General features: G+C 66.0%; 24 protein-coding genes. 10 read left to right on the top strand and 14 right to left on the bottom strand.

The window, feature by feature from the left end; genetic code table 11:
* Window positions 1-14 precede the first annotated feature (14 nt).
* On the top strand, window positions 15-752 hold the full coding sequence (locus J2X42_RS16380) for a VOC family protein (RefSeq protein ID WP_310166841.1): 738 nt from the start codon (window positions 15-17) through the stop codon (window positions 750-752).
* An 18-nt stretch (window positions 753-770) separates the two neighbouring features.
* On the opposite strand, the gene J2X42_RS16375 is transcribed toward J2X42_RS16380, so the two are convergent.
* From J2X42_RS16375 to J2X42_RS16325, 11 genes are all read right to left on the bottom strand, one after another.
* Window positions 771-1,670 (bottom strand): SDR family NAD(P)-dependent oxidoreductase, encoded by a 900-nt coding sequence (locus tag J2X42_RS16375; protein WP_310166840.1) that lies wholly within the window; start codon window positions 1,668-1,670, stop codon window positions 771-773.
* Window positions 1,671-1,792: 122 nt separating this feature from the next.
* Window positions 1,793-2,545: a metalloregulator ArsR/SmtB family transcription factor gene (locus tag J2X42_RS16370; RefSeq protein ID WP_310166838.1), complete on the bottom strand. Its 753-nt coding sequence runs from the start codon at window positions 2,543-2,545 to the stop codon at window positions 1,793-1,795.
* 108 nt (window positions 2,546-2,653) lie between these two features.
* Window positions 2,654-3,904, bottom strand: a complete 1,251-nt coding sequence (locus J2X42_RS16365) for an AGE family epimerase/isomerase (protein WP_310166837.1) — start codon at window positions 3,902-3,904, stop codon at window positions 2,654-2,656.
* A 47-nt stretch (window positions 3,905-3,951) separates the two neighbouring features.
* Entirely contained in the window at window positions 3,952-4,101 is a 150-nt protein-coding gene (locus J2X42_RS16360; RefSeq protein ID WP_310166836.1) for a hypothetical protein, read from the bottom strand.
* Window positions 4,102-4,188: 87 nt separating this feature from the next.
* Window positions 4,189-4,932 carry a sulfite exporter TauE/SafE family protein gene (locus J2X42_RS16355; RefSeq protein WP_310166835.1) on the bottom strand — a complete coding sequence of 248 codons (744 nt, stop codon included), beginning with the start codon at window positions 4,930-4,932 and terminating at the stop codon, window positions 4,189-4,191.
* On the bottom strand, window positions 4,933-6,372 hold the full coding sequence (locus tag J2X42_RS16350; protein WP_310166834.1) for an NAD-dependent succinate-semialdehyde dehydrogenase: 1,440 nt from the start codon (window positions 6,370-6,372) through the stop codon (window positions 4,933-4,935).
* Between the two features lie 34 nt (window positions 6,373-6,406).
* Complete coding sequence (locus J2X42_RS16345; protein ID WP_310166833.1) at window positions 6,407-7,222, bottom strand: carbohydrate ABC transporter permease; 816 nt, start codon at window positions 7,220-7,222, stop codon at window positions 6,407-6,409.
* 4 nt (window positions 7,223-7,226) lie between these two features.
* Window positions 7,227-8,189, bottom strand: a complete 963-nt coding sequence (locus J2X42_RS16340) for a sugar ABC transporter permease (protein WP_310166832.1) — start codon at window positions 8,187-8,189, stop codon at window positions 7,227-7,229.
* Window positions 8,186-9,472 carry an extracellular solute-binding protein gene (locus J2X42_RS16335; RefSeq protein ID WP_310166831.1) on the bottom strand — a complete coding sequence of 429 codons (1,287 nt, stop codon included), beginning with the start codon at window positions 9,470-9,472 and terminating at the stop codon, window positions 8,186-8,188. Before J2X42_RS16335 ends, J2X42_RS16340 begins: the two co-directional genes overlap by 4 nt.
* 89 nt (window positions 9,473-9,561) lie before the next feature.
* The gene (locus J2X42_RS16330) at window positions 9,562-10,446 is read right to left on the bottom strand and encodes an aldolase (RefSeq protein WP_310166830.1); all 885 of its coding nucleotides are present in this window, start codon (window positions 10,444-10,446) and stop codon (window positions 9,562-9,564) included.
* Window positions 10,447-10,462: 16 nt separating this feature from the next.
* Window positions 10,463-11,377 (bottom strand): PfkB family carbohydrate kinase, encoded by a 915-nt coding sequence (locus J2X42_RS16325; protein WP_310166829.1) that lies wholly within the window; start codon window positions 11,375-11,377, stop codon window positions 10,463-10,465.
* 137 nt (window positions 11,378-11,514) lie between these two features.
* Here J2X42_RS16325 and J2X42_RS16320 point away from each other — a divergent pair, with 137 nt between their 5' ends.
* From J2X42_RS16320 to J2X42_RS16310, 3 genes are all read left to right on the top strand, one after another.
* The gene (locus J2X42_RS16320) at window positions 11,515-12,657 is read left to right on the top strand and encodes a Gfo/Idh/MocA family oxidoreductase (RefSeq protein ID WP_310166828.1); all 1,143 of its coding nucleotides are present in this window, start codon (window positions 11,515-11,517) and stop codon (window positions 12,655-12,657) included.
* Window positions 12,658-12,723: 66 nt separating this feature from the next.
* Window positions 12,724-13,506, top strand: coding sequence for a DeoR/GlpR family DNA-binding transcription regulator (locus tag J2X42_RS16315; protein ID WP_310166827.1), 783 nt, complete (start codon window positions 12,724-12,726; stop codon window positions 13,504-13,506).
* Entirely contained in the window at window positions 13,503-14,423 is a 921-nt protein-coding gene (locus J2X42_RS16310) for a 2-hydroxyacid dehydrogenase (protein ID WP_310166825.1), read from the top strand. Before J2X42_RS16315 ends, J2X42_RS16310 begins: the two co-directional genes overlap by 4 nt.
* Before the next feature lie 8 nt (window positions 14,424-14,431).
* On the opposite strand, the gene J2X42_RS16305 is transcribed toward J2X42_RS16310, so the two are convergent.
* On the bottom strand, window positions 14,432-15,820 hold the full coding sequence (locus tag J2X42_RS16305) for a phosphomannomutase/phosphoglucomutase (RefSeq protein ID WP_310166824.1): 1,389 nt from the start codon (window positions 15,818-15,820) through the stop codon (window positions 14,432-14,434).
* A gap of 344 nt (window positions 15,821-16,164) precedes the next feature.
* Between J2X42_RS16305 and J2X42_RS16300 the strand changes: the two genes are divergently transcribed.
* From J2X42_RS16300 to J2X42_RS16280, 5 genes are all read left to right on the top strand, one after another.
* Window positions 16,165-18,240 (top strand): beta-galactosidase, encoded by a 2,076-nt coding sequence (locus tag J2X42_RS16300; RefSeq protein WP_310166823.1) that lies wholly within the window; start codon window positions 16,165-16,167, stop codon window positions 18,238-18,240.
* Between the two features lie 11 nt (window positions 18,241-18,251).
* Window positions 18,252-19,232 carry an ABC transporter permease subunit gene (locus J2X42_RS16295; protein WP_310166822.1) on the top strand — a complete coding sequence of 327 codons (981 nt, stop codon included), beginning with the start codon at window positions 18,252-18,254 and terminating at the stop codon, window positions 19,230-19,232.
* An 83-nt stretch (window positions 19,233-19,315) separates the two neighbouring features.
* Window positions 19,316-20,185, top strand: coding sequence for a carbohydrate ABC transporter permease (locus J2X42_RS16290; protein WP_396134102.1), 870 nt, complete (start codon window positions 19,316-19,318; stop codon window positions 20,183-20,185).
* Between the two features lie 5 nt (window positions 20,186-20,190).
* Complete coding sequence (locus J2X42_RS16285) at window positions 20,191-21,825, top strand: extracellular solute-binding protein (RefSeq protein ID WP_310166820.1); 1,635 nt, start codon at window positions 20,191-20,193, stop codon at window positions 21,823-21,825.
* A gap of 8 nt (window positions 21,826-21,833) precedes the next feature.
* Window positions 21,834-22,565, top strand: a complete 732-nt coding sequence (locus tag J2X42_RS16280) for a DUF624 domain-containing protein (RefSeq protein ID WP_310166819.1) — start codon at window positions 21,834-21,836, stop codon at window positions 22,563-22,565.
* A 3-nt stretch (window positions 22,566-22,568) separates the two neighbouring features.
* Here the strand turns inward: J2X42_RS16280 and J2X42_RS16275 are convergent, their stop codons facing one another.
* The gene (locus J2X42_RS16275) at window positions 22,569-23,906 is read right to left on the bottom strand and encodes an amidohydrolase family protein (protein WP_310166818.1); all 1,338 of its coding nucleotides are present in this window, start codon (window positions 23,904-23,906) and stop codon (window positions 22,569-22,571) included.
* 160 nt (window positions 23,907-24,066) lie between these two features.
* Window positions 24,067-24,564, bottom strand: coding sequence for a DinB family protein (locus tag J2X42_RS16270; protein ID WP_310166817.1), 498 nt, complete (start codon window positions 24,562-24,564; stop codon window positions 24,067-24,069).
* A gap of 91 nt (window positions 24,565-24,655) precedes the next feature.
* Here J2X42_RS16270 and J2X42_RS16265 point away from each other — a divergent pair, with 91 nt between their 5' ends.
* Entirely contained in the window at window positions 24,656-25,225 is a 570-nt protein-coding gene (locus J2X42_RS16265) for an AAA family ATPase (protein WP_310166816.1), read from the top strand.
* Window positions 25,226-25,249: the final 24 nt, after the last annotated feature.

The following is a 25,249-nucleotide window of genomic DNA, read 5'->3' as shown; positions in this document are numbered from 1 at the left end:
TAGGGTCGTGCGTTATGGCGCTGCGACTCGTTCAGGTGAATTTCAAGGCTCGGGATGACTCGGCCCTCGGCCGGTTTTGGGCGGAGGCGCTCGGCTGGGGTGTTTCCAGCGAGGGTCCCGGTGTGACCAATGTTGAGCCCTTGGGCTTCACCTGGCCGGACCCTTCCGCCGTCTGCGTCGATGTGGTCGCCGTCCCGGACCCCGAGACGGTGAAGTACCGTTCGCACCTCGATCTCGCCACCACATCTGCGGCCCATCATGCGGAGCTGGTCGCGCGCCTGCTGGAGCTGGGCGCCACGCCCGCAGACGTGGGCCAGGGCGATGTGCCGTGGACGGTCCTGGCCGACCCCGAGGGCAACGTGTTCTGTGTGCTGGAGCCCCGGGAGATCTACCGGGACACCGGGCCGATTGCCACGGTGGTGGTCAACTGCTCGGATCCGCGGGCCATGGCCCGGTTCTGGAGTGAGGCAACGGACTGGACCCTGCACGAGGTGAATGACGATCACGCGAGGCTGCGTTCGGCCAAAGGGGTGGGGCCTTATCTGGAGTTGCTTCGTACCTCCGGCCCGGAGACCGTGCGGAACCGTGTCCATCTCGACCTGATGCCATATCCCGGTGACGACCAAGCAGCCGAGGTGGCCCGGTTGCGGTCTTTGGGCGCCACTGACGCCGACGTCGGCCAGGGCGACGTGCCATGGGTGTGCCTCGCCGACCCGGAGGGCAACGAGTTCTGCGTCCTCAGCCCGGGCTGACACAGGACCCGGATCCTGTCACTTCGGCAGTCCGGCGAGGTGCGCGCACGCGTCCCAGAGCCTCTGCCGGGCTTCCGGGTCCGAGCCCATGCCCGGCGTCGGCAGTTCCTTGCGCTTTGTCCAGAGCTTTCCGGAGACCTCCGCTGTTTCGCTCGCGGTCGCGAGCCAGAGCGCGGTGTCCACGGCCTTTTCAGCGGGGGCGCCGAACGTGTTTGTGACCCAGCGGAACGGGCCACCCACGTCCGTCAACAGCGCCGTGTCCTTCACCAGGCCGGGGTGGACGGCATTCGCCACCACGCCCGAGCCGCGCAGCCGCTCAGCGAACTCCTGGGTGAGCAGGACCCGGGCCAGCATCGTGGGCGGCGTGGAGCGAAGGTAACTGTACTTGCCGTTCGCCGTCTGGAGGTCGTCGAAGTTGAGCCTGGTGTTGCCGTATCTGGACGCGATGTTCACGATACGGGAGGTCCTCGGACCCGCTGCCGGCCGGTCCGCAGTCCCCGCGCTGACCCGCCCAGCCGCGGCGCCGTGCCTGAGCGCATCCAGGAGCAGGTTGGTCAGCAGGAAGTAGGCCATCACGTTCGTGGCGAAGGTCAGCTCGAGCCCGTCCGGAGTTACGTGGCGCTCCTTCCGGAACACGCCCGCCGTGTTGACGAGGACGTCGAGCCGGTCATGGCGGGACAGGAAGTCAGTGGCCGCGGAACGGATCGATGCCTGGACTGAGAGGTCACACACCAGCGGCTCCAGCTGGGCGGCCGGTACGCGTGAGCGGATACCCTTCATCGCCTGTTCGGCCCGGGCTTCGGACCGCCCCACCACCACAACCACGGCGCCCTCGCGGGCGAGGCCGGCCGCGACGGCGTTTCCCAGACCTCCTGCCGCGCCCGTCACCAGCGCCACGGTTCCCTCCATGGATGCCATCGCCTCCGCCTCCTGACGCTGGTGGGTCCTGCCGATGCGGTCGCGCTCATGCGTGCGCGCTTTCAGGCTAAGCCCCTGGTGGGCAAAATCCCAGCACCCGCCGACATGCTCAGGGCTGGGCGTCAGGTATACATCAGCGAACCCGGTGTGGTGAGTTTCTCCCCGGTCTCGAGCCAGGTCTTGAGGCCGGAGAGGATCATCGGCCAGCCGCCGTACAGCTGGTCGTTGGCGCCTTCGCGGAGGTCGCTGTGGGTGACTGTGAGGTGGCAGGAATCGCCTACCGGTTCGATTTCCCAGGTGATGGTGGACCAGCCCTCGGCCTTGACGTCCTCGCCCCAGAGAGCACGCATGGTCTGGACCAGCTTCCGGGGCGGGTCCACTTCCTTGTTCTCGCCTTCGCCCAGCGGCTCATCGGCCTTGACGTTGCGCATTTCGAAGCGCCCGCCGGGCGTCCAGTCCGACTCGATGGTGTTCCCGAACTGGTATCTGCTCCTGATCTCGCTGTTGGTGATGGCTTCCCAGAGCCGTTCCGGGGTGGTCTTGATGTAGATTTCGAAGATTTTTTCCATGGGACTTTCCAATCTGGATTTGAGGTCGCTGAGCGCAGCGGCCCATGGTTCGGCATATTTGCTCACCCAGCGGTCGTGGATGAGCCGGATGGGCACCGGATTCAGGAAGTGCAGTTTCTGGCGGCCCCGACGGCGGGTGACCACCAGTCCGGCGTCCTCCAGCAGCCTGAGGTGCTTGGCGATCCCGAAACGGGACATCTCGAAGCGGGACTCAAGCGCACCCAGCGATTGCCCGTCCTCGCGGAAGAGCTCATCGAGCAGGTCCCTGCGGGTGGGGTCGGAGAGTGCCTTGAAGACGGCGTCCATACAACCCAGAATAGGTGACCATATGGTCACCTATCAAGGGTTGCAGGGTGTTAAATTAGCGGCTTTGAGCCGGGCCCAGGAATTCAGCGGACCCCAGGTTCCCCTGTGCTATCCAGCCGCAGTAAGCCGTGCGTCCAGCAGTCCGGCCGCGACTGCCGGAGCAAGCCCGGGTGCCAGTGGAAGGCGCGGAACCACCAGGCAGTGCCAGAGGTGGTAGATGTCTGCCTTGCCGGACCACACGGTCGAGGTGACATTGCCGTTCTCGTCGAGTTCCTGCTTCCAGGACCCGTGCTCGTAGTCGATGAACCAGTCGCGGGCGTGGTCCCAGATTCGCTCGTACCAGTCCGCATACTTCTGCTCGCCGGTGGCGATGTAGAGGGCGGCAGCGCCCCCGATTGCCTCGGCGGGAACCCAGCGGATGCGCGTGGTGACAACCGGCTTGCCTTCCCAGTCGACGGTGTAGACAAATCCCGGATGACCGTCCGGTTCCCAGGCGTCGCGGATTGCGGCGTCGAACAGGCCGCGTGAGTCCTCCAGCAGCCAGGCTGGGACGTCCATGCCGCGGGCTTCGAGCCCGGCCCGGACGTGCAGGAGCAGGCGTGCCCACTCAACCCAGTGGCCGGGGGTTCCGCCGTACGCGCGGAACTGGCTGGCCCGGTCATCGGTGTTGTACTCCGGCATGGGGTTCCACTCCGGATCGAAGTGTTCGAACACCCGGTAGTTGTTGTTGCGCGCAAAGTCGTGGATGAGCACCTCGGCGATATGGAGGGCCCGTTCGAGCCAGCGGTTCTCCCCGGTCACATCGGCGACGATGAGGTACGCCTCGACGGAGTGCATGCTCGCATTCCCGCCACGGTAGGCTTCGGTTTCCGTGAAGTCCCGGTTCCACGAGTCGAAGCACATGCCGGCGTCGTGGTCCCAGAACCTCGTGTCAGCGATGCGCAGGGCCTCGTCGAGCAATTCCCGGGCGCCCGGGCGTTTGGCCGCAACGGCGCTGGCGGCCGCGAGGAGCACGAAGGAGTGCTGATAGCCGGACTTGGTGTCGTTTACCGGGCCGTTTTCGTCCACCTCGGCGTACCAGCCGCCGAACTCATCATCGTGGAAGACCCCATTAAGCGCAGCGATGCCGTGGTCGACAAGCGTCGCAGCACCCGGCCGTCCCATCAGGGCGGCGACGGCGAAACTGTGGACCATCCGCGCGGTAATCCAGAGGTGGGTCGGCTTGTCGGTGAATACCACGCCGTTGTTGTCGAGCCAGCCGAATCCGGTGGGCACCTTCGAACCCGCGGCGAAATTGATCAGCCGGTCGGTTTCGGCCTCGAGCCATCGCGCGTGAGCGGCACTGTTCAGCCACGTCATGTTATTTCCTTTCCATGGTGCGGGTGCAAATTGAGAATGATGCCTGATTAGTGGGTGCCGAAGTCCGTATTTGTGTATGCGCCGGCAACACGGGCCGTGCCCCCGCAGCTGCACGGCCCTCCAACCTCAAGCTGGATGGTCACAGGAGCGCCTGCATCAATCGTCAGGGTGACGGTCTCGCCCTTGCTGGTGGACACGCGCAGTACGTTTTCTTGTGGGGGGACGACAGGCATCGCAGCCCTTTCGTTGATGGTTGAGTTGATGGGTTGGTGAAGCCGCCGCGGCTAGCCGACGGCGTCGAGCACTCCGCGGATGATGGTGGCGGCCGCTCCCAGGTAGGCCAGGACGATCAGCAGGAACTGGGCGGCCCGGGCCGGGACGAACCGGGCAGCGACGTCGCCCAGTACCAGCCCTGCGAGGCAGGCGACGGCGACGGCCACCCACATCCCCCATGGCAGCGCGGGGAACGTTGCCGGGGCAGTGAGGGCCTTGGAGATCAGGGAGAACACGCCGATGGTGAAAAAGTACGGTTGCATGGTGGCAGCGAAGGATTTGTGCTGCCACCGGGTGGCGATGGAGTACATGCTGACCGCAGGCCCGCCCACCCCGGCCGCCGTGTTCATGAACCCGCTCAGGCCGCCGGCCGCGAACAGGTAGCGGCGGCGCGGAGGCAGCGTAGCGGACTTGAGGCCAAGCAAAACGGTGAGCCCGACTGCGAGGAGCACCCCGATGGAGATCTCCAGCACCGCCGGCGGGATAAGCCGGATCAGGAAGGCTGCCGGGATGATCCCCAGCAGCGCCGACGCCGCCAATGCCGCGTACCGCTTCCAGTCGATGTCCCGCACCACCCGGAAGATGATGGCCCCCGCCGTCACGGCGCCACAGACGTTCACCAGCACCACCCCCTCTACCGGGCCAAGGAGCAGGACCAGGAAGGGGGCAGCCACCAGCGCGAAGCCCATGCCGGTGATGCGCTGCATCCCTGCTCCCACGACGACGGCGCCCAGCACCAGCCCGGTGGTCAGCATTTACGGCCTCCAGGCCACGTACTGGACCTCCTCGAACTCCTCAAGGCCAAGGCTTGATCCTTCGCGGCCCAGGCCTGACTGCTTGGCACCGCCCATGGGGGCGAAGGCCACGGAGGGGAGGGGATCGTTGACCCCCACGATGCCGGCTTCCAGTCGTTCGGGGATGTCCCAGGCGCGCCTGGGATCGCGGCTCCAGACGTACGCGGCGAGGCCCATCTCGGTGGCGTTCGCCTTGCGGATGGCGTCCTCCTCGGACGAGAAGGTCACGACGCCGGCCGCCGGGCCGAACACTTCTTCGCTCACCAGGGGTGCGTCGTCGGGGACGTCCGTGAGCAGTGTGGGGGCCATGAAGGCGCCCTGCGCCGGAACATCGGTCCGCTGCGTGACGCGGCGGGCGCCGCGGGCGAGCGCGTCATCCACGAGGGCCTGCACGGCGGAGACCCGCTCGGCGTCGATCATGGGGCCAAGGTCCGGAACCGCTGCGCCGCCATCGGGGACGCCGTGCCCGATGCTCATCGCATCGAAGCGCGCGCCAAGCTTCCGCGTGAACTCGTCGGCGATGCTGTCCTGGACGAGGAAGCGGTTCGCTGCCACACACGACTGGCCGGTGTTGCGGAGCCGGCCCAGGACGGCGCCGTCGACGGCGGCGTCCAGGTCCGCGTCCTCGAAGACAATGAACGGTGCGTTGCCGCCCAGTTCGAGCAGCGGCCGGACCACGCGTTCTGAAGCGCTGGCCATGATCTGGCGGCCCACGCCGGTGGAACCGGTGAAGCTGACGGCCCGCACGGCGGGGTGTTGGAGCAGGGCGGCAGTGATTTCGCGCGAGGGTCCGTGGACCAGGTTGACGACGCCGGTGGGGAACCCGGCGTCGTGCAGGACCTCGAACAGGCCGGTGGCGGCGAGCGGCGCCTTTTCGGAGACCCGGCCCACTACGGTGCAGCCTGCGGCCAGCATGGCGGCGAGTTTGCGGGCCTGGATGGACACGGGAAAGTTCCACGGGGTGAGGCTGAGCGCCACGCCGATGGGTTTGCGGAGGCTGAGGTGGCGGCGGCCGTGGAGTTCGGGCGGGCTGACGGTGCCGGTGGAGCGCCGGACTTCCTCGGCGAACCAGCGGAAGTATTCCACAGAGAAGTCCACTTCCCCCTGGGCTTCCGGGAGCCGTTTGCCGGCTTCCAACGCGAGGGTGTGGGCCAGTTCGTCGCGGCGTTCGGCCAGGAGGTCCGCTGCGTTGCGGAGCAGGTCCGCCCGGCTGCGGGCCGTGGTGCGGGACCAGGAACCGAAGGCGTCGGCCGCGGCGTCGGCGGCTTTGGTGGCGTCGTCCGCCGTACCCCAGGCCACTTCGCCGACGATGCCGCCGGTTCCGGGGTCGGTCACGTCTTTGGTGGTGCCGGCCGTGTGCCAGGTTCCATTCACCAGGTGTCGGGCTGATTTCAGGTTCACGTGTGGTGCCTTTCGTTGGGCTGGTGGTGGGTCCTCATCCCTTGCTTGCTCCGGCGGTGATACCGGCAACGAAGTACCGCTGCAGGAAGACGTAGGCCACCACCACGGGCAGCGACGCCAGGATGACGCCGGCGAACAGGAGTGGGTAGTTGGTCTGGAATTCGCCCTGGAAGCTGAGCAGTGCCAGGGGCAGGGTCCGGTTGCCGGGGGACTGGATGAACAGCAGCGGATAGAGCAGCTCGTTCCAATGGATCACGAACAGGAAGATCGCTGCTGCGGCCACCGATGGTGCCGATAACGGCAGGGCGATGGACACGTAGGTCCGCCAGGGGCCGGTGCCGTCAATCGAGGATGCCTCGTAGAGCTCCTTGGGCAGGGTCCGCATGAAGCCGCCCAGGATAAAGACTGCGATCGGCAGGGTGGACACCACATTGGCCAGCACCAGGCCCGCGAGGCTGTCCAGCAGCCCGAGCCGGCCGAACAGGACGTACAGCGGCACCATGTTGGCCTGCGCCGGGATGGCCATGCCCAGGACGAGGAAGCCGAAGATGGCCCAGGCCATAAAGCCCTTGAGCCGGGAGATGGCGTAGCCGGCCAGGCTGGCCAGGAACAGGGTGAGCGGCACGGAGATCGCGGTGACAATGACGCTGTTCATGAACGACGAGCCCAGGTCCTGGCCGCCGATCACCTCCGCGTAGTTGGCGGGTGAGAGGGACTGCGGCAGGCTGAACGGCCCGGCGAAGAGTTCCTGCGTGGACTTGAAGCTGCCGAACCCCACCACGGTCAGCGGAACGATGATGATGACCGCGTAGATCCCAAGGATTCCGCGGCGGGTTATTGACGCGAGCATGCTGTCATTCCCCCTTCGGGGTGAGGCGGAGCAGCCGGCGCTGCAGCCAGGTGACCAGGGCGATCATCGCCATGAAGATGATCGACTGGGCGGCGGCGTAGCCGAACTCCGAGTTGGCAAAGGTGCTGTAGATGCGTGTGGAGAGGATGTCCAGGGACTGCTTGGGCGGATTGCCGGCGATGCCGAGGATCAGGTCGAAAGCCTTGAACGACTGGACGGTGGTGTAGGCAACGACGATGGACGTCGCCGGGGCCACGAACGGCCAGGTGATGGATTTGAACTGCTGCCATTTGCCGGCGCCGTCCATCTCTGCGGCCTCATACAGTTCCCGCGGGATGGCCTGCAGGCCAGCGATGTAGACCACCATCATCTGCCCGGCGTGGAACCAGACCTGCGTGACGGCCACCCAGTACAGGGCCTGGGCGTTGTTCCCAAGGTAGGAACCCTGCAGGGCTTCCAGGCCCACACCGCCCAGGACCGCGTTGGCCAGGCCGAAGTTGGGGTCGTAGATGAACTTCCAGATGAAGGCCACGGAGACTGAGGACAGGATGGTGGGGAAGAAGAACAGTGCCCGGAGCAGGATGCTGCCGCGCGAGTTCTTGGTCAGGAGCAGGGCGAGCAGCAATGAGAACACTGTTTGCGCGATCACCACGAGCAGCACAAATTTAAGGTTGTTCGTCAGCGCGTTGGTGAAGAGCGAGTCCTTGGTGAAGGCACGGACGAAGTTGTCCACCCCCACGTAGTTGAACGTTGCGGAGAAGCCGTTCCAGTCCGTGATGGCGTACTGGAACGCCTGCAGCGTGGGCATCACCAGGAAGAACGCAATGATGGCGACGGCGGGAAGCGGGAAGAGATACAGTGCCGGATTCACCCGCGTGGGGGAGCGGCGGCGCCCCTTCGCGGCGTCGGTTTCCGATCGGCTGTCCGGGGCCTTCCGCTTGGCAGCCATTTTGGTGTGGGTGCTCATAGCCGTTCGTCAACAATCTTTTGGGCGGCTTCGGCGGCCTGCTCGGGGCTGGTGCCCGAGATGACAGCCGTGGCGCTGGCCTCCACCGCATTGCGGACATCAAGGTTCTGGAACTGGAAGCGGGCGGCCAGCGCCGTCTTCTTTTCCAGCCAGGGGCTCAGGCGCTTCAGGTCGGCATTGGTGTACTCCACGCCGTTTACGGCCACGTGCTGGGCTGTCTTGTTGGCGTAGTAGCCGGCGTTCTCGGGCTCGGAGAGGAAGTCGATCCACGCGGCGGAGGCGGCCTGGTTCTTGCTGGCGGAGTTGACGCCCAGGATGAACGTGGCGTTGTAGGCGCCCTCGAACTTGCCGCTGCCGTCGGAAGTATTGGGGAAGACCAGTTCGATCGGGAACTGGGCGCCCAGTCCGCGGACGGCGGCAAGGTGGTACGAACCGGTGGCCAGCATGGCGGCCTTGCCCTGCGAGAACAGGTTCTGCGCCGGCTCTACGGCGGTGCCGGTGGCGTTGGGCTGCAGGTACGGGACCAGTTCCTTGTACTGGCCCAGCATCTTCAGGAACCAGTCGTCGGTGCACTTGAGCTTGCCCTGCTCGATCTGGGCGCACATGTCATCCACCGGGGCGTTGTTGGCGATCATGCAGTTGAAGAGCTGGCCGCCGTTTCCGACGTCGCCGCCCGGCCAGGAGATGGGCGTGACCCCGGACGCTGCCAGCTTTTCGCACATCGCCAGGAAGCCGTCCCAGTTCTTCGGGGCGATTTCCGCGCCGGCCTTATCGAACAGGTCGGCGTTGGCCATCGGCATGGGGAACACCACCTGGTAGGGCAGCCCCAGCTGGTTCTGGCCTGACTGGCCGGCAGTGAGGAGGCCCGGCTGGTAGTTGGCTGCCGCCTTGCTGCCCTTGAGCTCTGTGTAGATTCCCGCCTCGGTGAAGTTCTTGAACTGGGCGCCGCGGAAGGTGGCGAACGCGTCGCCGATGGCTGCACCGCGGACCTTCTGCAGGCCCTGGGCGTTGTAGTCGTTGGAGGTGGAGATGTCCTGGACCACCTCCACGCCGTCGTGCAGTGCCGCGAACTTCTTGATGAGCTCGTCGAACACCGCCTTGTCCTCACCGCGCCAGTGGGCGAACGAAACCTTGCCCGTGACGTTGCCGGTGGCGGGTGCTGCCGGGCCGGTGGCACCGCCGGGCGCCGTGGAGCCGCCCGGTCCGGCGCATGCTGCCGCAGTTGCTCCGAAGCCCAGGGCCCCGAGAATCGCGATGGCCTGCCTGCGTGAAATCTGACTCACAATATTCTCCTCGTTGAGTGTTTTGCTGTGCCTTGCTTGTTGCCTACGGAAGGGCTGTCACCAGGAAGCGCTTGGCGCGTCGGGACTGCTCATGCACTGGTCTTTTGCGACGAGACGACGTCGTCCACCACGGCGCAGAGGCGCTGCAGCCGCCGGACGGCGTCGGTGGAAAGGGATTCGACGACGTCGGGGGCGCCGATGCAGGACGCCCAGACTGCGCGTCCGGAGAGGAAGCCGCTGGCACCTTCGAGGCAGGCCCACCGGACGGCGTCGGGGAAGACGTCCTCCGGGACGCCCGAGGACAGCACCACCCACGGGCCGTCGATGGCGTTGGTCAGCTCTGCACAGGCGGCGCGGACGTCGGCTTCGGGTGCCTGGCCCTTGAAGGGGACCTCGGCCTTGTAGAGGTCAGCGCCCAGGCTGCCCAGTTCCTTGGCCGCGGCCAGGATCCCGGCGTTCCAGTCGAAGTCGTCCCCGGAGAGGGGTTTACGGGAGACCGGTTCGATGATGCTGATCAGCCCGGCGGACTTACAGATCTCAACGAATTCGCGGACCATGGCCACGCGTCCATCGGCGGGCTCATCCGGGCGGTACAGCACCAGCAGCTTGAGGGCCTTGACGCCCAGGGCGGCGTATTTGTGCGCGTCCACGAGGCGGTCGATGGTCACTTCGCCCACCAGCTCGCCGTGCGCGGATTCAAAGTGGTCGGCGGAGGCGATGAGTCCGCAGCCGGGGTCAACCACGCCGTCCTCGATGGCCTGGTCGAGCGCGAACTGCCGGTCGATGAGGACGCCGGAGGCATAGGGGGTGAGGATTTTGGCGGCCTGGAGCTTGAAGTCCTGCAGGTCCTGGTCCGTGACGGGGGCGTCCTGGTGCTCGGCGATCATATTGCGCATCGCCTCGCGCTGGTCCACGGCGAGCATCGCGAATGCGCCGGACGGGCGCTGGAGGGGTGAGAGGTCTGTGTGGGTCATGTGCTGCTTCTTTCAGCTAGGCGGTGTGGTTGGTGGCTAGGACTGGAGTAATGGTCTGGTGCGGGATTTTGGAGCGGCCATCCAGTCCTTCGCAGGAGGCGGAGGCGGTGCGGCCGGCGAAAGCTGCGGCGTCCACCAGCGGCAGGCCGGCGGCAACTGCGGCGAGGAGGGCGCCGTGGTAGACGTCGCCGGCACCGAGGGTGGACAGGATGGTGGCCGGCGTGGCCGGAACGTGGATCGCAGGACCGTTTCCGGATTTCACCCAGGCGCCCTCGGCGCCGGCCGTCGCGACCACTGCGGAGGCGCCGTCGTCGATGGCTTTCTGGAGCAGCTCCTCAAGGGCCAGCTGCCCGCCGTACTCGGCGCTGAGCCGCTCGACGGTTGGGACGTAAAGTGAAACGCCGCGCGGGCTGAACGACGGGATGGGGTTGCCGGCGTCCACGCTGATGTTGAGGCCGCCGGGGTTCAGCCCGGGGATGTTGGCGACGGCGTTCCAGCCCAGGTGGTCCACGTGGACCCAGGCGGCGGAGTCCAGCAGTTCGCGGAAGCGGCCTTCCGCGGGAAAGCTGACCGGCGGCACCGGGCGGGTGACGATGGCCCGGCTTTCGGAGGCCGTGCTCACCACAATCACGCTGGCGCCTGTTTTGACGGCGGGGTCGCGGATCACCGCTGAGGTGTCCACGCCTTCGGCCTGCAGGCCGCTGATGATGCGGTCGCCTTCCTCGTCCGTTCCCAGGACTCCGGCGAATGCCGTGTTTGCGCCGGCCCGGGCAGCGGCAACGGCCGCGGTTGCCGCGGGCCCGCCGCCTGCGGTGGCGAAATCTGTGGCGACGGTGCGGCTGTCTGCGGCAGGGTAATCCTGGACGAGTGCAATGGAGTCAAGAGTTGCGCAGCCTATGAAGAGCAGGGTTCCTGATGACGGTTGGTACACGTTCCACCTCGTTGTAGTCACGGCTTGTACTGAAGAAATATACACACGCTATGTTGGAATAACAACACTTTCTGTATAGTTCTGTTTGGGATGCAACGCCGCGGTCCCATACTCAACGTAGAGAAACGGAGCAGCTCATGTCATTGCCTTCTGCGGAATCGGTCCGGACCATTCGTTACGGCCTCATCGGTGCCGGCCACATGGCCCGCGAACACGTCCGGAACCTTGCCCTGATCCCGGGAAGCCACATCACCGCCGTATCCGATCCCCAGCCGTCGTCGCTGGCGGAAACCGTCGCGGAAATCGGCTACGAGGTACAGACCTTCTCCCGCCACCAGGACCTGCTCGCATCCGGCCTCGTGGATGCGCTGGTCATCGCCAGCCCCAACGACACGCACCTGGCCATCCTCAAGGACATCTTCGCCAGCGGCACCAACCTGCCCGTGCTGGTGGAGAAGCCGGTGTGCACCTCGGCGGAGCAGGCCGACGAACTCGAGTCCCTCGCCGCGGGCTACCCAGCCCCGGTCTGGGTCGCCATGGAATACCGGTACATGCCGCCGGTCCAGGAGATCATCCAGGCAGCCCACGGCGGCAAACTGGGCAACATCTACATGCTGTCCATCGTGGAGCACCGGTTCCCCTTCCTGCACAAAGTGGACGCCTGGAACCGCTTTGCCGAGCGGACCGGCGGAACCCTGGTGGAGAAGTGCTGCCACTTCTTCGACCTGATGCGGCTGATCCTGCAGGACGAGCCGGTCCGCGTCTACGCAAGCGGCGGCCACGACGTCAACCACATGGACGAGGTCTACGACGGCAGGGTCTCGGACATGATCGACAACGCCTACGTGATTGTGGACTTCAAGGGCGGCCGCCGGGCCATGCTGGAACTGTCCATGTTCGCCGAAGGCTCCAAATTCCAGGAACGCATCTCCATCGTGGGCGATGCCGCCAAGATCGAAACCCTCATTCCGGTAGCGGCCAACCACTGGATCGAGGGCGACGAAGCCGAGGCCACGGTGGAATTCAGCCCGCGCTCGCCGCTGGGCCCGGAACTGCACGAAGTTCCGGTTGATGAAGCCGTCCTCGCGGCCGGGGCCCACCACGGGTCCACCTACTACGAGCACCTTGGCTACCGGAAGGCCATCCTGGGCGAGGGACCGGTGGAAGTCACCGTGGCCGACGGCCTGCAGTCTGTCCGCATGGGCCTCGCGGCCGAGCGCTCCATCATCGAAGGACGCCCCGTGGAACTGCTGAATGCGGGCGCAGGGGCCAGGCATTAAGTAGATTTGTGTTGGAATTGCAACACGCTGCCAACGCGTCCGGCTAGGGAAGCAGGAGAAGGGGATATGAGCAGCTCACATGAAGAGGCGCCGCTGACGCCCCGCCAGCGCACCATCCTGGACCAGCTCGAGCGGCGGGGGTTCATCTCCACGATGGACCTCGCCGAAACGTTCGCGGTCTCGGACATGACGGTCCGTCGCGACACCCGTGTGCTGTCCCAGAAGGGGCTGGTGCGGGTGGTGCACGGCGGAGTCAGCGCGGTCAACGCCAGCGGGCAGAATGCGGACTTCGCGGCCAGGGTCCGGGAGGACGCCGACGCGAAGCAGCGGGTGGCGCAGGCCTGTGTGTCGATGATCAGCGAGCGGGACGCCATCATCCTGGACGCCGGGACCACCACCTACCAGATCGCCCAGGAGCTGCCGGCGTCGTTTGCGGGCACCATCATCACGCACTCGGCACCCGCCATCCAGCGCTGCCTGCAGCTGACTTCGGCCCGGACCATTTGCCTCGGCGGTGAGCTGCTCCTGGACAGCCAGGCCTTCAACGGGCCAATGACGGTCACCGCCGCGGCGGGCCTCCGCGCGAAGACGGCGTTCATCGGGGTCAGCGGAATCCATGACGAGGCGTTCTACATCGAACGGGATGTGGAACGCGCCACCAAGATTGCGCTGATGAACGCCGCTGAACAGGTGGTGGTGGTGGCCACGCACCAGAAAATGCTGCGGTACGCACTGGCCCGGCTCGCGGCGTTTGACTCGGCCGACGTCCTCGTCACGGATGCTCCGCCGCCGCGGGAGATCGAGGCCGCGCTGCGGGCCGCCAACGTCAAACTGGTGGTGGCTCAGTGACGGCCCGCCTCCGCGTGAGCCTGCCGGACCAGAAGCTGCTGGATGCCGTGGGGCCGTCCGCCGGCGTCGACTTTGTCCTGTGGGACCTGGCCGGACCGCCGCCGTCGGAACAGTTCGACCTGCTGGTGCCGCCCTACATGGGCAAGCCGGGTGCGCTGGCGGCGCTGGACGGGGTTGAGGTGGGGCTCGTGCAGAGCCAGTCGATCGGGTACGACGGCGTAGCGGCCGTTTTGCCCGCGGGTTGCCTTTTCGCCAACGCGGCAGGGGTCCACGAGACGTCCACGGCCGAGCTCGCCCTGGGAATGATGATTGCCAGCCAGCGCGGGATTCCGGACTTTGTGCGGAACCAGGCGACGGGGACTTGGGACAACAGCCAGCGTCCCAGCCTGGCGGACCGGCGTGTGCTGCTGGTGGGTTACGGGGGAGTGGGCAAGGCCATCGAGGCCAGGCTCCTGCCGTTCGAAACCCACGTGACGCGGATGGCCAGCCGTGAACGCGATGATGAGCGGGGCCGCATCCACGGGATCGACTCCCTGTACCAGCAGCTGCCGCTGCACGACATTGTGGTGGTCAGCGTGCCCCTGTCCGAGGCCACCAAGCAGTTGGTGGACGGGCGCTTTCTTGCGGCCATGCCCGAGGGAGCGCTCCTGGTGAACGTGGCGCGCGGCCCGGTGGCCGACACCGAGGCGCTGCTTCGAGAGACGTCGTCGGGGAGGCTGCGGGCCGCGCTGGACGTGACCGACCCCGAGCCGTTGCCGGCGGACCATCCGCTGTGGACAGCTCCGGGCGTGCTGATCACGCCGCACGTGGGCGGGGCGAGCTCGGCCATGCTGCCGCGGATGGCCAGGCTGGTCCGGCGGCAGATCTCCCTGCTGCTTGCGGGCGAGGAGCCTGCGAACGTGGTGCTGGGCCGTTAGCGCCGCTCTTAGCGCCTGATCTGTTCCAGGACGGCGTCCCGGACCTGCTGCATGGTGGCCGGGTCCGAGGCTTCGACGTTGAGCCGCAGCAGCTCCTCTGTGTTGGACGGCCGCAGGTTGAACCACCAGTTTCCGGCCTCATTGATCACGCTGAGCCCGTCGAGTTCGTCAATGGTGCCCGCGGTTTCGTAGCTGGCCTTGACCTGCGCAACCGCTGCCGCCACGCCCTCCACGGAGGAGTTGATCTCCCCGCTGGCGGTGTACGGCTCGAATTCGCGGGCCAGCTCCGACAACGGACCGTGTTGTTCGCCGAGGGCCGCCAGGACGTGCATGGCTGCCAGCATGCCCGTATCCGCGTTGTAGAAGTCGCGGAAGTAGTAGTGCGCGGAGTGCTCGCCCCCGAACACGGCCCCTTCCTCGGCCATCCTTGCCTTGATGAAGGAGTGCCCCACTCGGGTCCGTACTGGCCGCCCGCCGGCTTCGGCAACAATTTCCGGCACCGCGCGTGACGTAATCAGGTTATGGATGATGACCGGCTCCGCTTCCCCGGCGGCCTGCGCGCGCCGGATCTCACGGACCGCGATCAGCGCGGTGATGGCCGACGGCGTCAATGGCTGTCCGGTCTCGTCCACCACAAAGCAGCGGTCGGCGTCGCCGTCGAACGCCAGCCCCAGATCCGCCTTGTGGGCAACGACGGCGGCCTGCAGGTCACGGAGGTTCTCAGGTTCCAGCGGGTTGGCGGGGTGGTTCGGGAACGTTCCGTCGAGTTCGAAGTAGAGCGGAACCACCGTGAGGGGCAGGGCAGGGTGGAACTGGTCGCCCAGGACTGCCGGTACTGTCAGGCCTGCCATGCCGTTGCCCGCATCCACCACCACTTTGAGCGGCCGGATTCCGTCCAGGGGTACCAGCGAGCGGAGTTTTTCGGCGTAGCCGGCCAGGATGTCCTGCTGTGAGATGTTGCCCTCGATCCGGTCCGTGGGGATCCCGTTGTCAAGGTATTGCTGGGCCAGGTCCCTGATGGCGTCGAGACCGGTTTCGGAGGAAACCGGCACGGCGCCGGCTTTGGCCATCTTGATGCCGTTGTATTCGGCGGGGTTGTGGCTGGCGGTGAAAATGGCCCCCGCCATGTCCAGGGAGCCGCACGCGTAATAGAGCTCGTCCGTGGAGATCAGGCCGAGTTCCAGGACCGACGCCCCGCGCCGCGCCGCGCCGGCTGCGAAGGCGTGGCTGAATTCGGGCGAGGACGGGCGCATGTCGCCGCCGCAGGCGATGGTCTGTCCGGACAGGTCCAGGACGTCGACGAACGCGGCGCCCACGGCTTCGGCGCTTTGTGCCGTGATGGAGATGCCAACGAGGCCCCTCACGTCGTAGGCCTTGAAAGACGGTGACAGGTCCATGGTGCTCCCCGGGGCTGTAGTGGCAATGCAAACAAGTTGTGTTGGAATTTCAACACAACTTTAGCAGGTGGGCGGGGCTGGTGACCGGGTGTGGGTCCGATAGTTTCTAAGATTCATCGGAAACAACAAGTGCATCGGAGGTTCCAAGTCCGTTATGACGCTGCCACTCGGGGCCTTAAGTGTACGTTCGCGCCGCTCTGGGCGGTGTGGTGCCAAGCAATAGTGGGAGTGGAGTTCCTTTTCGGGAGGTGTTGTTATTGCGTAAAGTTTACGATAGTTTCTACGTGTGATGCAGGTCGCAGGGTTGGGAACCGTGCGGCCGACGTGCCAACCAAAGGACAACGATGACCAGCGAGCCGTACACCAGCACTGCCGAAGACCGCCTGCAAGGCCTGCACCAACGCCTGGGCGGCATTGCCTACGGCGGCGACTACAACCCGGAACAGTGGCCGCGCGAGGTCTGGCAGGAGGACGTCCGCCTCATGAAGGAGGCCGGCGTCAACCTGGTCACGCTGGCTGTCTTCTCCTGGAGCCGCCTCGAAACCGCCGACGGCGTGTACGACTTTGGCTGGCTCGATGACGTGATGGACCTGATGCACGCCAACGGCATTGGCGTGGATCTGGCCACCCCGGACGCCGTGCCGCCCGCCTGGCTGATCGCGCAGCACCCGGACATCCTCCCGGTCCTGGCGGACGGCACCATCTTCGGCTTCGGCTCACGCCAGCACTTCGATGTCTCCCACCCGGCCTACCGCCAAAAGTCCCTTGCCATGGCGGAGAAGATGGGGGAGCGCTACGCCAATCACCCCGCGCTGTGCATGTGGCATGTGAACAACGAATACGGCCCCGTCTCCTACGGCCCGCACGCGGACCGGGCGTTCAGGGAATGGCTCCAGTCGAAATACAGCAGCCTGGACGAACTCAACCAGGCCTGGAGCACCGACGTCTGGGGACAGGTCTACTCGGACTGGGCCCAGGTCAACGCCCCCGCCCAGCCCCGCACATGGTCCAACCCGTCCCGCCGCCTGGACTACCACCGCTTCACCTCGGACAGCATGCTGGAGCACTACAAGGCCGAGCGGGACATCCTGCGCCGGCACACCCCGGACCTGCCGGTGGTCACCAACTTCATGCGGTTCTACAAAAACAACGACTACTGGGCCTGGGCCGCGGAGGAGGACGCCGCCGCGCTGGACATCTACCCGGATCCGCGCGAAGCCGACGCCCACGTGGCCGCCGCCCTTAACTTCGACCTCATGCGCTCGCTGAAGAAGGGCCAGCCGTGGCTGGTCATGGAGCAGGCCACCGCCGCGGTCAGCCAATGGTCCGTGAACGTCTCCAAGCTCCCCGGCAAGATGCGGCTCGGCTCCTACCAGGCCATTGCCCAGGGTGCGGACTCCATCCTGTTCTTCCAGTGGCGCCAGGCCAAGGGCGGCACCGAGCGCTACCACTCCGGCATGGTCAACCACGCCGGCCCCAACACCCGCGTCTTCCGCGAAGTCTGCCAGCTTGGCCAGGAACTCAAAGGCCTCGGCGGGGTCACCGGCACCCGCTCCGCCGCCAAAGTGGCCATCGTCTTCGACTGGGACTGCTGGTGGGCCCTGGAGCTGGGCAACTCGCCCCGCTCGGACCTGAGCTACACCCAGGAAGTCCTCCGCCTCTACCGCCCGTTCTTCGACGCCAACATCCCGGTGGACTTCGTGGACACCAAGTCCGACCTCAGCCAGTACAGCCTGGTGGTCCTGCCGGCGTCGTACCTGCTCACGGATGAAGCCGCGCAGCGCTTCGAGGACTACGTCTCCGACGGCGGCCGGCTGGTGGCCAGCTACCTCTCCGGCATCGTGGACCCGGACAACACCATCCGGCTGGGCGGCTACCCCGGGGCGCTCCGGAACGTGCTGGGCGCCTGGAGCGAGGAACTGCACCCCCTCGCCGGAGAAGGCGAGGAAGTCAAACTTTCAACGGCCGACGGCGGCACGGCCTCAGCCAGTTACTGGACCGAGCACCTGCACACCGAAACAGCAGACGTCCTCGCCAGCTACGCGTCGGGCCGGCTCGCCGGCTCACCCGCCGTCACCCGCAACAGGTTCGGCCAGGGCACCGCCGTCTACCTGTCCGCCCGGGTGGACAGCACCTTCCTGGAGGAGCTGCTCGCCGCCGAACGCGGGGCTGCCGGGATCCGTCCGGAACTGGACGCGCCGCCGGGAGTGCAGGTCCGCCGTCGTGCCGGCAGCGGACGCAGCTACCTGCTGGTCCTGAACCACAACGACGCCCCCGTCCGCGTGGACGTGCAGTCCGGCGGCACCGACCGGCTCACCGGCACGCAGCTCCAGGGCACCGTGGAGCTCGCGGCCAACGGCGTCCTCGTTGTGGAGGAAGACCTCGAAGAAGACAACATCCCCGCAGAAACCGCCCGATAGGAGGAAACACCATGGCCATGCGACTGGAAGTACCTCCCGAGGCGGTCACCGCGGACCCGCCCGGCACCAAGGACAAACCGCGGAACAAGCCCAACGGCTGGAAGCTCGCGCTGAAGCGCGACTGGCGTCTCTACTCCCTCGTGGCGCTGCCGCTGCTGTACTTCGCGGTGTTCCGCTACCTGCCGATGGCCGGGAACGTGATCGCGTTCCGGCAGTTCCAGCCCGGCGGCAGCATCTTCGGCGAGAAGTGGGTGGGGCTGAAGTACGTCACCCTGTTCATCAACGACCCCAGCTTCTGGCAGGCGTTCCAGAACACCATCGTCCTGGGCGTGCTGACGCTGCTGTTCTGCTTCCCGATGCCCATCATCTTCGCGCTCATGCTGAACGAACTGCGTTCACAGAAGTTCAAGAAATTCGTCCAGACCGTGGCGTACCTGCCGCACTTTATGTCCGTGGTGATCATCGCCGGCATGATCCTGCAGAACTTCTCCATGACCGGCACGGTGAATCAGATCGCCAATACGGTGTTCGGCACCACGGTGAACTTCACCCAGGACGCGTCCTGGTTCCGGCCCATGTACATCAGCTCCGAGGTGTGGCAGACCATGGGCTGGGGCGCCATCCTCTACCTGGCCGCCCTCACCCGGGTGGACGAGTCGCTGTATGAGGCGGCACGGATCGACGGCGCCAACCGCTGGCAGCAGACCTGGCACGTGACGCTGCCGGCCATCCGGCCCACTATCATCACGCTCCTGATCCTGAACATCGGCACGTTCATGGCCGTGGGCTTCGAAAAGATCCTGCTGATCTACAACCCGCTCAACTACGAAACCTCCGATGTCATCTCCACCTACCTCTACCGGGTGGGCTTGGAGTCGTCCAACTTCAGCTACGCAGCCGCGATCGGAATGTTTGAATCCGTCATCGGCCTGACGCTGATCCTCTCCGCGAACGCCATCTCCAAGCGCCTCGCCGGAACGAGCCTGTGGTGAAAGGGACTGCAATGACTGGAACACTCCAGAAACGGCCTGCTTCGAAAGCGGCCAGGAAAGAAACCGGCGTCCTCATCAAAGACATGAAAGTCTCCCGCGGCATGCGGGTGTTTCGGGTGTTCAACCTGGCGTTCCTGCTGGTGGTGGTGTTCCTGACGGTGTACCCGTTCCTGAACATCGTGGCGCAGTCCTTCTCCAGCGAAGGGTTCATCAACGCCGGGCAGGTGAACCTGTTCCCGCTGGGCTTCAACGTGGAGACCTACAAGCTGATCCTGGCCGACTCCACGTTCTGGAACAACTACGGCAACACGGTCCTCTACACAGTGGTGGCCACGGCCATCTCCATGGTCCTGACCACGTCCTTCGCCTACGCCATCGCCAAGAAGGACCTCAAAGGCCGCGGCGTGTTCATCGGCATCGCGGTGTTCACCATGTTCTTCAACGGCGGGCTGATCCCCAACTATGTGCTCATCAGCTCGCTGGGCATGCGGGACTCCATCTGGGCCGTGGTCCTGCCCAACGCCATCAGCGTCTTCAACCTGCTGATCATGAAGTCCTTCTTCGAGAACATGCCGCGCGAACTGGAGGAAGCGGCCGCCATTGACGGCCTCACCCAGTACGGCGTGCTGTTCAAAGTGGTGCTGCCGCTGAGCAAGGCGATCGTGGCCACCATGGTGCTGTTCTACGCCGTGGCCAACTGGAACTCCTGGTTCCAGGCCTTCCTCTACCTGGACCGGCCCGAGCTGTTCCCCGTGACCATCTACCTGCGCAACATGATCGCCGGCGTCACCACGGCCGGCTCCGCCGGCGGCACCGCGGAAAACGTGGGCCAGATCGCCGCCAACATCCAGTCGGTCACCATCGTCCTGACCGTCATCCCCATCCTCTGCATCTACCCGTTCGTCCAGAAGTACTTCTTTTCGGGCGTCATGCTCGGCTCCGTCAAGGAGTAACCCTTATGAAAGGAAAGCCCATGATCCGCAGACGAGACTTCCTCGGCCTGTCAGCGCTCGCAGCCTTCGGCCTGGTGGTTGCCGGCTGTGATTCAGATTCCGGCAGCAAAATTGACACCTCCAAGGCCCGCACCGGCGCCATGGACAGCTTCGGGGTGGGGGACACGTTCAAGGCGACGGCGCCGCTGACGTTCAGCTTCCTCTTCAGCGACCAGCCCACCTACCCGTACAAGAAGGACTGGCTGCTGTTCACCAAGATGGCGGCCGCGAACAACGTCACCCTCGAAACCACGGTGGTTCCGGGCAGCGACTATGAGCAGAAGCGCAGCCTCCTCATCAGCTCCGGCAACGCCCCGGAGATCATCGCCAAGACCTACCCGGGCCAGGAATCGGCCTTCGTCTCCTCCGGGGCCGTGCTGCCGGTCAGCGACTACGTGGACCTGATGCCGCACTTCCAGGACAAGGTCAAGAAGTGGAAGCTGGAGCCGGAGATCGCCGGACTCACCCAGGAGGACGGCAAGTACTACGTCCTGCCGGGCCTGCACGAGGAGCTGTGGCCGGACTACTCGCTGGCATTCCGCAAGGACGTCCTGCAGAAGGAAGGCATTAAGGAACCCAAGACCTGGGACGAGTTCCGCGACGTGTTGCGCTCGCTCAAGAAGGCCCATCCCGACGTCGTGCCTTTCTCCGACCGCTTCAAGGGCGACAGCGTGCTGAACATCGCGGGCAACGCGTTCGGCACCGTAGCCGGCTGGGGCCTGGTGGACGGGCTGAACTTCGACGAGGCAAAGAAGGAGTTCGAATTCGGCGCCGGCACCGGGAAGTTCAAGGAGCTCCTGGAGTACTTCAACTCGCTCGTTTCCGAAGGCCTGATGGACCCGGAAAGCTTCACCCAGACGGACGATTCGGCCATCCAGAAGTTCGTTTCCGGCAAGTCGTTTGTGATCAGCGCCAACTCGCAGAACATCATCACCTACCGCACCTCCATGGAGCAGTCCCTGGGCAAGGGGAACTTCGCGGTGGGCAAGATTACGGTGCCCGGCGGCCCGGCCGGCGAGATCATCGGCGGTTCGCGGCTGGAGAACGGCATCATGCTGAACTCGTCCGTGAAGGACAAGGACAGCTTCGTGGCGCTGATCCAGTTCATTGACTGGCTGTTCTACAGCGACGCCGGGCAGGAGTTCTCCAAGTGGGGCGTGGAGGGGACCACTTTCACCAAGGAGGGCGGCAAGCGGGTCCTGGCCAAGGACATCAACTTCCAGGGCCTGAACCCGGCCGGAACCAAGGACCTGCGGATGGAGTACGGCTTCTCCGGCGGCAACTTCGCCTACGGCGGCACCACCGACCTGCTGAACTCCACCTTCAACGAGGAGGAGCTGGCGTTCCAGAAAGCCATGAAGTCCAAGACGCCCAAAGCCGTGGCACCGCCCGTGCCGTTCAGCGACGTGGACCGCGAGCAGGCCACCCTGGTGCTCACCCCGCTGAAGGACCACGTCAAGCAGAACACCCTGAAGTTCATCACCGGCCAGCGGAACCTCAGCGAGTTCGACGCCTACGTGAAGGAACTCGACGCGAAGGGCCAGTCCAAATACGTAGAGTTGGCCAACAAGGCCTACAAGGCGTACGCAGACAAAAAGTAAGGCAGTTAGTGGCACAGAAGAAGGCGGAGTACGGCTCCGGTCCGCTGTTCAGGGCGGCCGGAGCGGTTTACGGGGTCATGCTGGGCGACGTGCTGCTGGTGCTCGCCAACATCCTGCTGGTGCTGGCGCCCCTGCTCGTGGCGTTGACCGCCGGCTCCGCCCTGCTGGCCGCGGTATTCGTGCTGGTGGCCTTCATTCCGGTGGGACCGTCCCTGGTGGCCGCGGCCTACGCGTTCAACCGGTTGCTGGCGGGGGAGGCCACCGGGGTGTTCCGCGACTTTGTCGGCGGCTACCGGACCAATGTCCGCCAGGCGCTCGCGGCATGGCTGCCGTACGTCGCGGTGCTGGCCGCCGTCGTCGTCAATCTCCTGCTCCTGCCCGGAACGTTCGACGCCGGGAACCCCGCTCCGTCAGCCGCACGGGTGGGGCTGCTGGGGCTGGGGCTCCTGGTGGCGACCGCCGGAGTGACGGCCATGCTGCTGCTGTCGCGGTTCACGTTCCGGACCCGGGACCTCTACCGTCTCTCGCTGTACTGCCTGGGTGCGCAGAAACGGGTGTCCCTGGGTAACGCCGGGATCCTGTTCGTCGCGGCGTTCCTGCTCACGGCCACCACCGCGGGGCTGCTGGTGGTGATTGCCGGGCTGGTGGTGTTCCTGATCTGCCTGAACTCGCGGCCGCTGCTGAAGTTCATCGAGCAGAAGTTCACCGTGGCGGATTCAGCGGCGTCGGAGCCTTCCTGAACCCTAGAGTCCGTTGCGGACCACGGCTCCCTGGGCCACCACGACGCTGACCTTTTCCAGGGCAGAGGCATCGGCCAGCGGATCGGCGTCCACCACGATCGCGTCGGCGAACCCGCCGCGCACCAGCCGCCCGCCGTCGTCGCCCAGGCCCAGGAGCCGCGCGGCGTGGACGGTGGCTGACCGCAGGGCCTCCAGCGGGGACAGGCCAGCCTCGGCCAGCAGCCGCGCTTCCGTGCCGATCGGGGTGACGTCGGTCCCGAAGGAGTCGGTGCCGGCCACGATCGTCACGCCTGCTTCGTGCGCGGCGCGGACGGCGGCCTTCAGGATGGGCGTGTACTCCTGCCCGCGTGCGGCGAGGATCGGGTTGGCGGACGCCGCCATGGAGGTGATCGCGTCCATGGTGGGCGTGAAGTACGTTCCGCGGCGGGCCATCTCGTTGATGGTGCCCTCGGTGACGAAGACGCCGTGTTCGATGCTGCGCACCCCGGCCCGGACGGCTCCGTCGACGCCTTCCGCGCTGTAGGCATGGCAGAGCACACCTGCACCGTTCGCCGCCTTGACCACGGCGGAGAGCTGCTCCTGGTTGTAGACCAGTTCGCGCGGATCCTGCTCCGGCAGGCCGGCCCGCGGGTTCGCCCGGGTCTTGATGACCTGCGCTCCACGCTTGAGGTTGACGCGGGTCAGGTAGGCCAGGTCGGCGGGGTCCTTGACGCCGCCGGCGAGGGTGGCGAGCGGTGCGAGGTCGGGGTCGGCCAGCAGCGAATCGCCGAGATCGGGGGAGATGAACAGGCCTGCGGGGGTCATGCGCGGGGAGACGCCCGGCGCCCAGCCCGGAAGCGCGGCGAGGGCCACGTCCTGGTAGAAGCTGCTGGAGCCGCTGCGGACACTGGTGGCGCCGCCCTGAAGGATGGCCCGGGCATCGGCGAACGCGTTGGCGTGGACGTGCACGTCGATCAGGCCCGGGAGCACCCAGCGGCCCGTCGCGTTCAGGACCTGGGCGCGGCCGGCGACTGCGGCGACAGCCTTGCGCGTGGCGTCGCGGGTTCCGACGGCGGCCACCTTGCCGCCGTCGAGCACCAGGACGCCGTCCTCCACGGCCTCACCTGACTTCGGGTCCACGATGGTGCCGCCCTCGATGATCAGGGCCGGATGCGCGAGGGGGCTGCCGTGGTAGTTCGGGCCGGAGGGGCGTTCGGCGGCGCGGGCGGCGGGGGCGCCGCCGATCTGGGCGGCGATGGTGGCCACGGAGATTCCGGCGAGGGCGGCAGCGCTTGCCAGGATGCCACGGCGGGGAAGGTTGGCTGGCAGTGCGGGGGCAAAAGTGTGGTCATGAAGGCACATCGTTGGCTCCTTGGGGAAGGCCGCCTGGGGGAGTGAGCGGCTGACAAATATGGTACTTGGTATTCCAAAGTACGGCCAGCCTTTCGCTCAAGGAAAGATAGTAGGGACTTCCTAGGTCTCGCATCCCAGATCCAAAGGCGGTCTGGTATTCCAAATCTGATTAGTGTTCCAGGATCTGTTCGCGAAGGATGTCGGCATGGCCGCAGTGTTGGGCCAGTTCCCGCAGCATGTGCAGGTAAACCCAGCGCAGCGGCAGCGGGCCCCGGCGGTTGCCGTGGACCAGATCGTCGAGCCCCAAGGAGGCGGCAGCGAGCGGGGACGCCTCGCAGGCTTCTCGGTGTGCCTGCTGGACGGAGGCGATGGTGTCGCCGTGGTCGAGGATGAACGACCCGTCCGGCGTCGCCGGAATACCAATCTCGGCGCGTGCCCGGCAGGTGATGGCTTCGTCGAACCAGACCTTTTCGACGAACGTCGCGTGCTTTACCAGGCCCAGCAGCGTGGTGCGGGAGGGCACCAGTCGCCTGCGGGCCTGCTCCTCGGTCAGCCCGTTGAGGCAGTCATTGAGCGCGGCGCGGTGCTCGTCCAGGAAAGCATCGAACTGGGCGCGCGCCGGCTGGTGGATGACATCGTCGGCGGAAGTCTGTGGCAGGGAAGTCATGGTCGGAGCCTAGCAAGGCGTATGTCCGGGGCGACGGGAGATGGGCGACGCGCAGCGGGAGGAACCCCCATCCCGGTACTAGGGTCAATTTATGCGTTCTTATGACCAGCCACTTCAGCGCCTGCCGAAACGCGTTCTGGTGGCCGGGGTGTCAGGTGCCGGCAAGACGACACTGGCTGGTCGGATCGCCGAGATCACAGGCGGCCCGCACCTGGAGATTGACGCGATCTTCCACGGCCCGGACTGGACGCCGCGTCCGGAGTTCCTCGCTGATCTGCGTTCGTTCATCAGCGCCGACGTCTGGACCACCGAGTGGCAGTACGATGCGGCGCGGCCTCTGCTGGCCGAGCGTGCTGACCTCCTCGTTTGGCTCGACTTTCCCTTCGTGCGCGTGACCCTGCCGCGCGTCCTGACGCGGACCGTCCGCCGTCGCCTGCGCCGCATGGAACTATGGAACGGCAACTTCGAGGCGCCGCTGCGGACGTTCTTCACCGACCATGACCACATAGTCCGTTGGGCGATCCGGACGCGGCGGAAGTACACCGAGCTGATGCCGCACTTCGTTAACGAATACCCGAACGTCGCCGTCGTCAGGCTGCGCTCGCAACGGGAGGTGGAGGAATGGCTCCGCCGGTCCTTGGTTCCCGCGGTGACCGGCTGACTGGTGCTGCGGCAGAATGGGTGC

The sequence above is a fragment of the Arthrobacter sp. BE255 genome (assembly GCF_031457335.1).
Lineage (GTDB): Bacteria > Actinomycetota > Actinomycetes > Actinomycetales > Micrococcaceae > Arthrobacter.
This window is presented reverse-complemented; position numbering and strand designations above follow the sequence as displayed.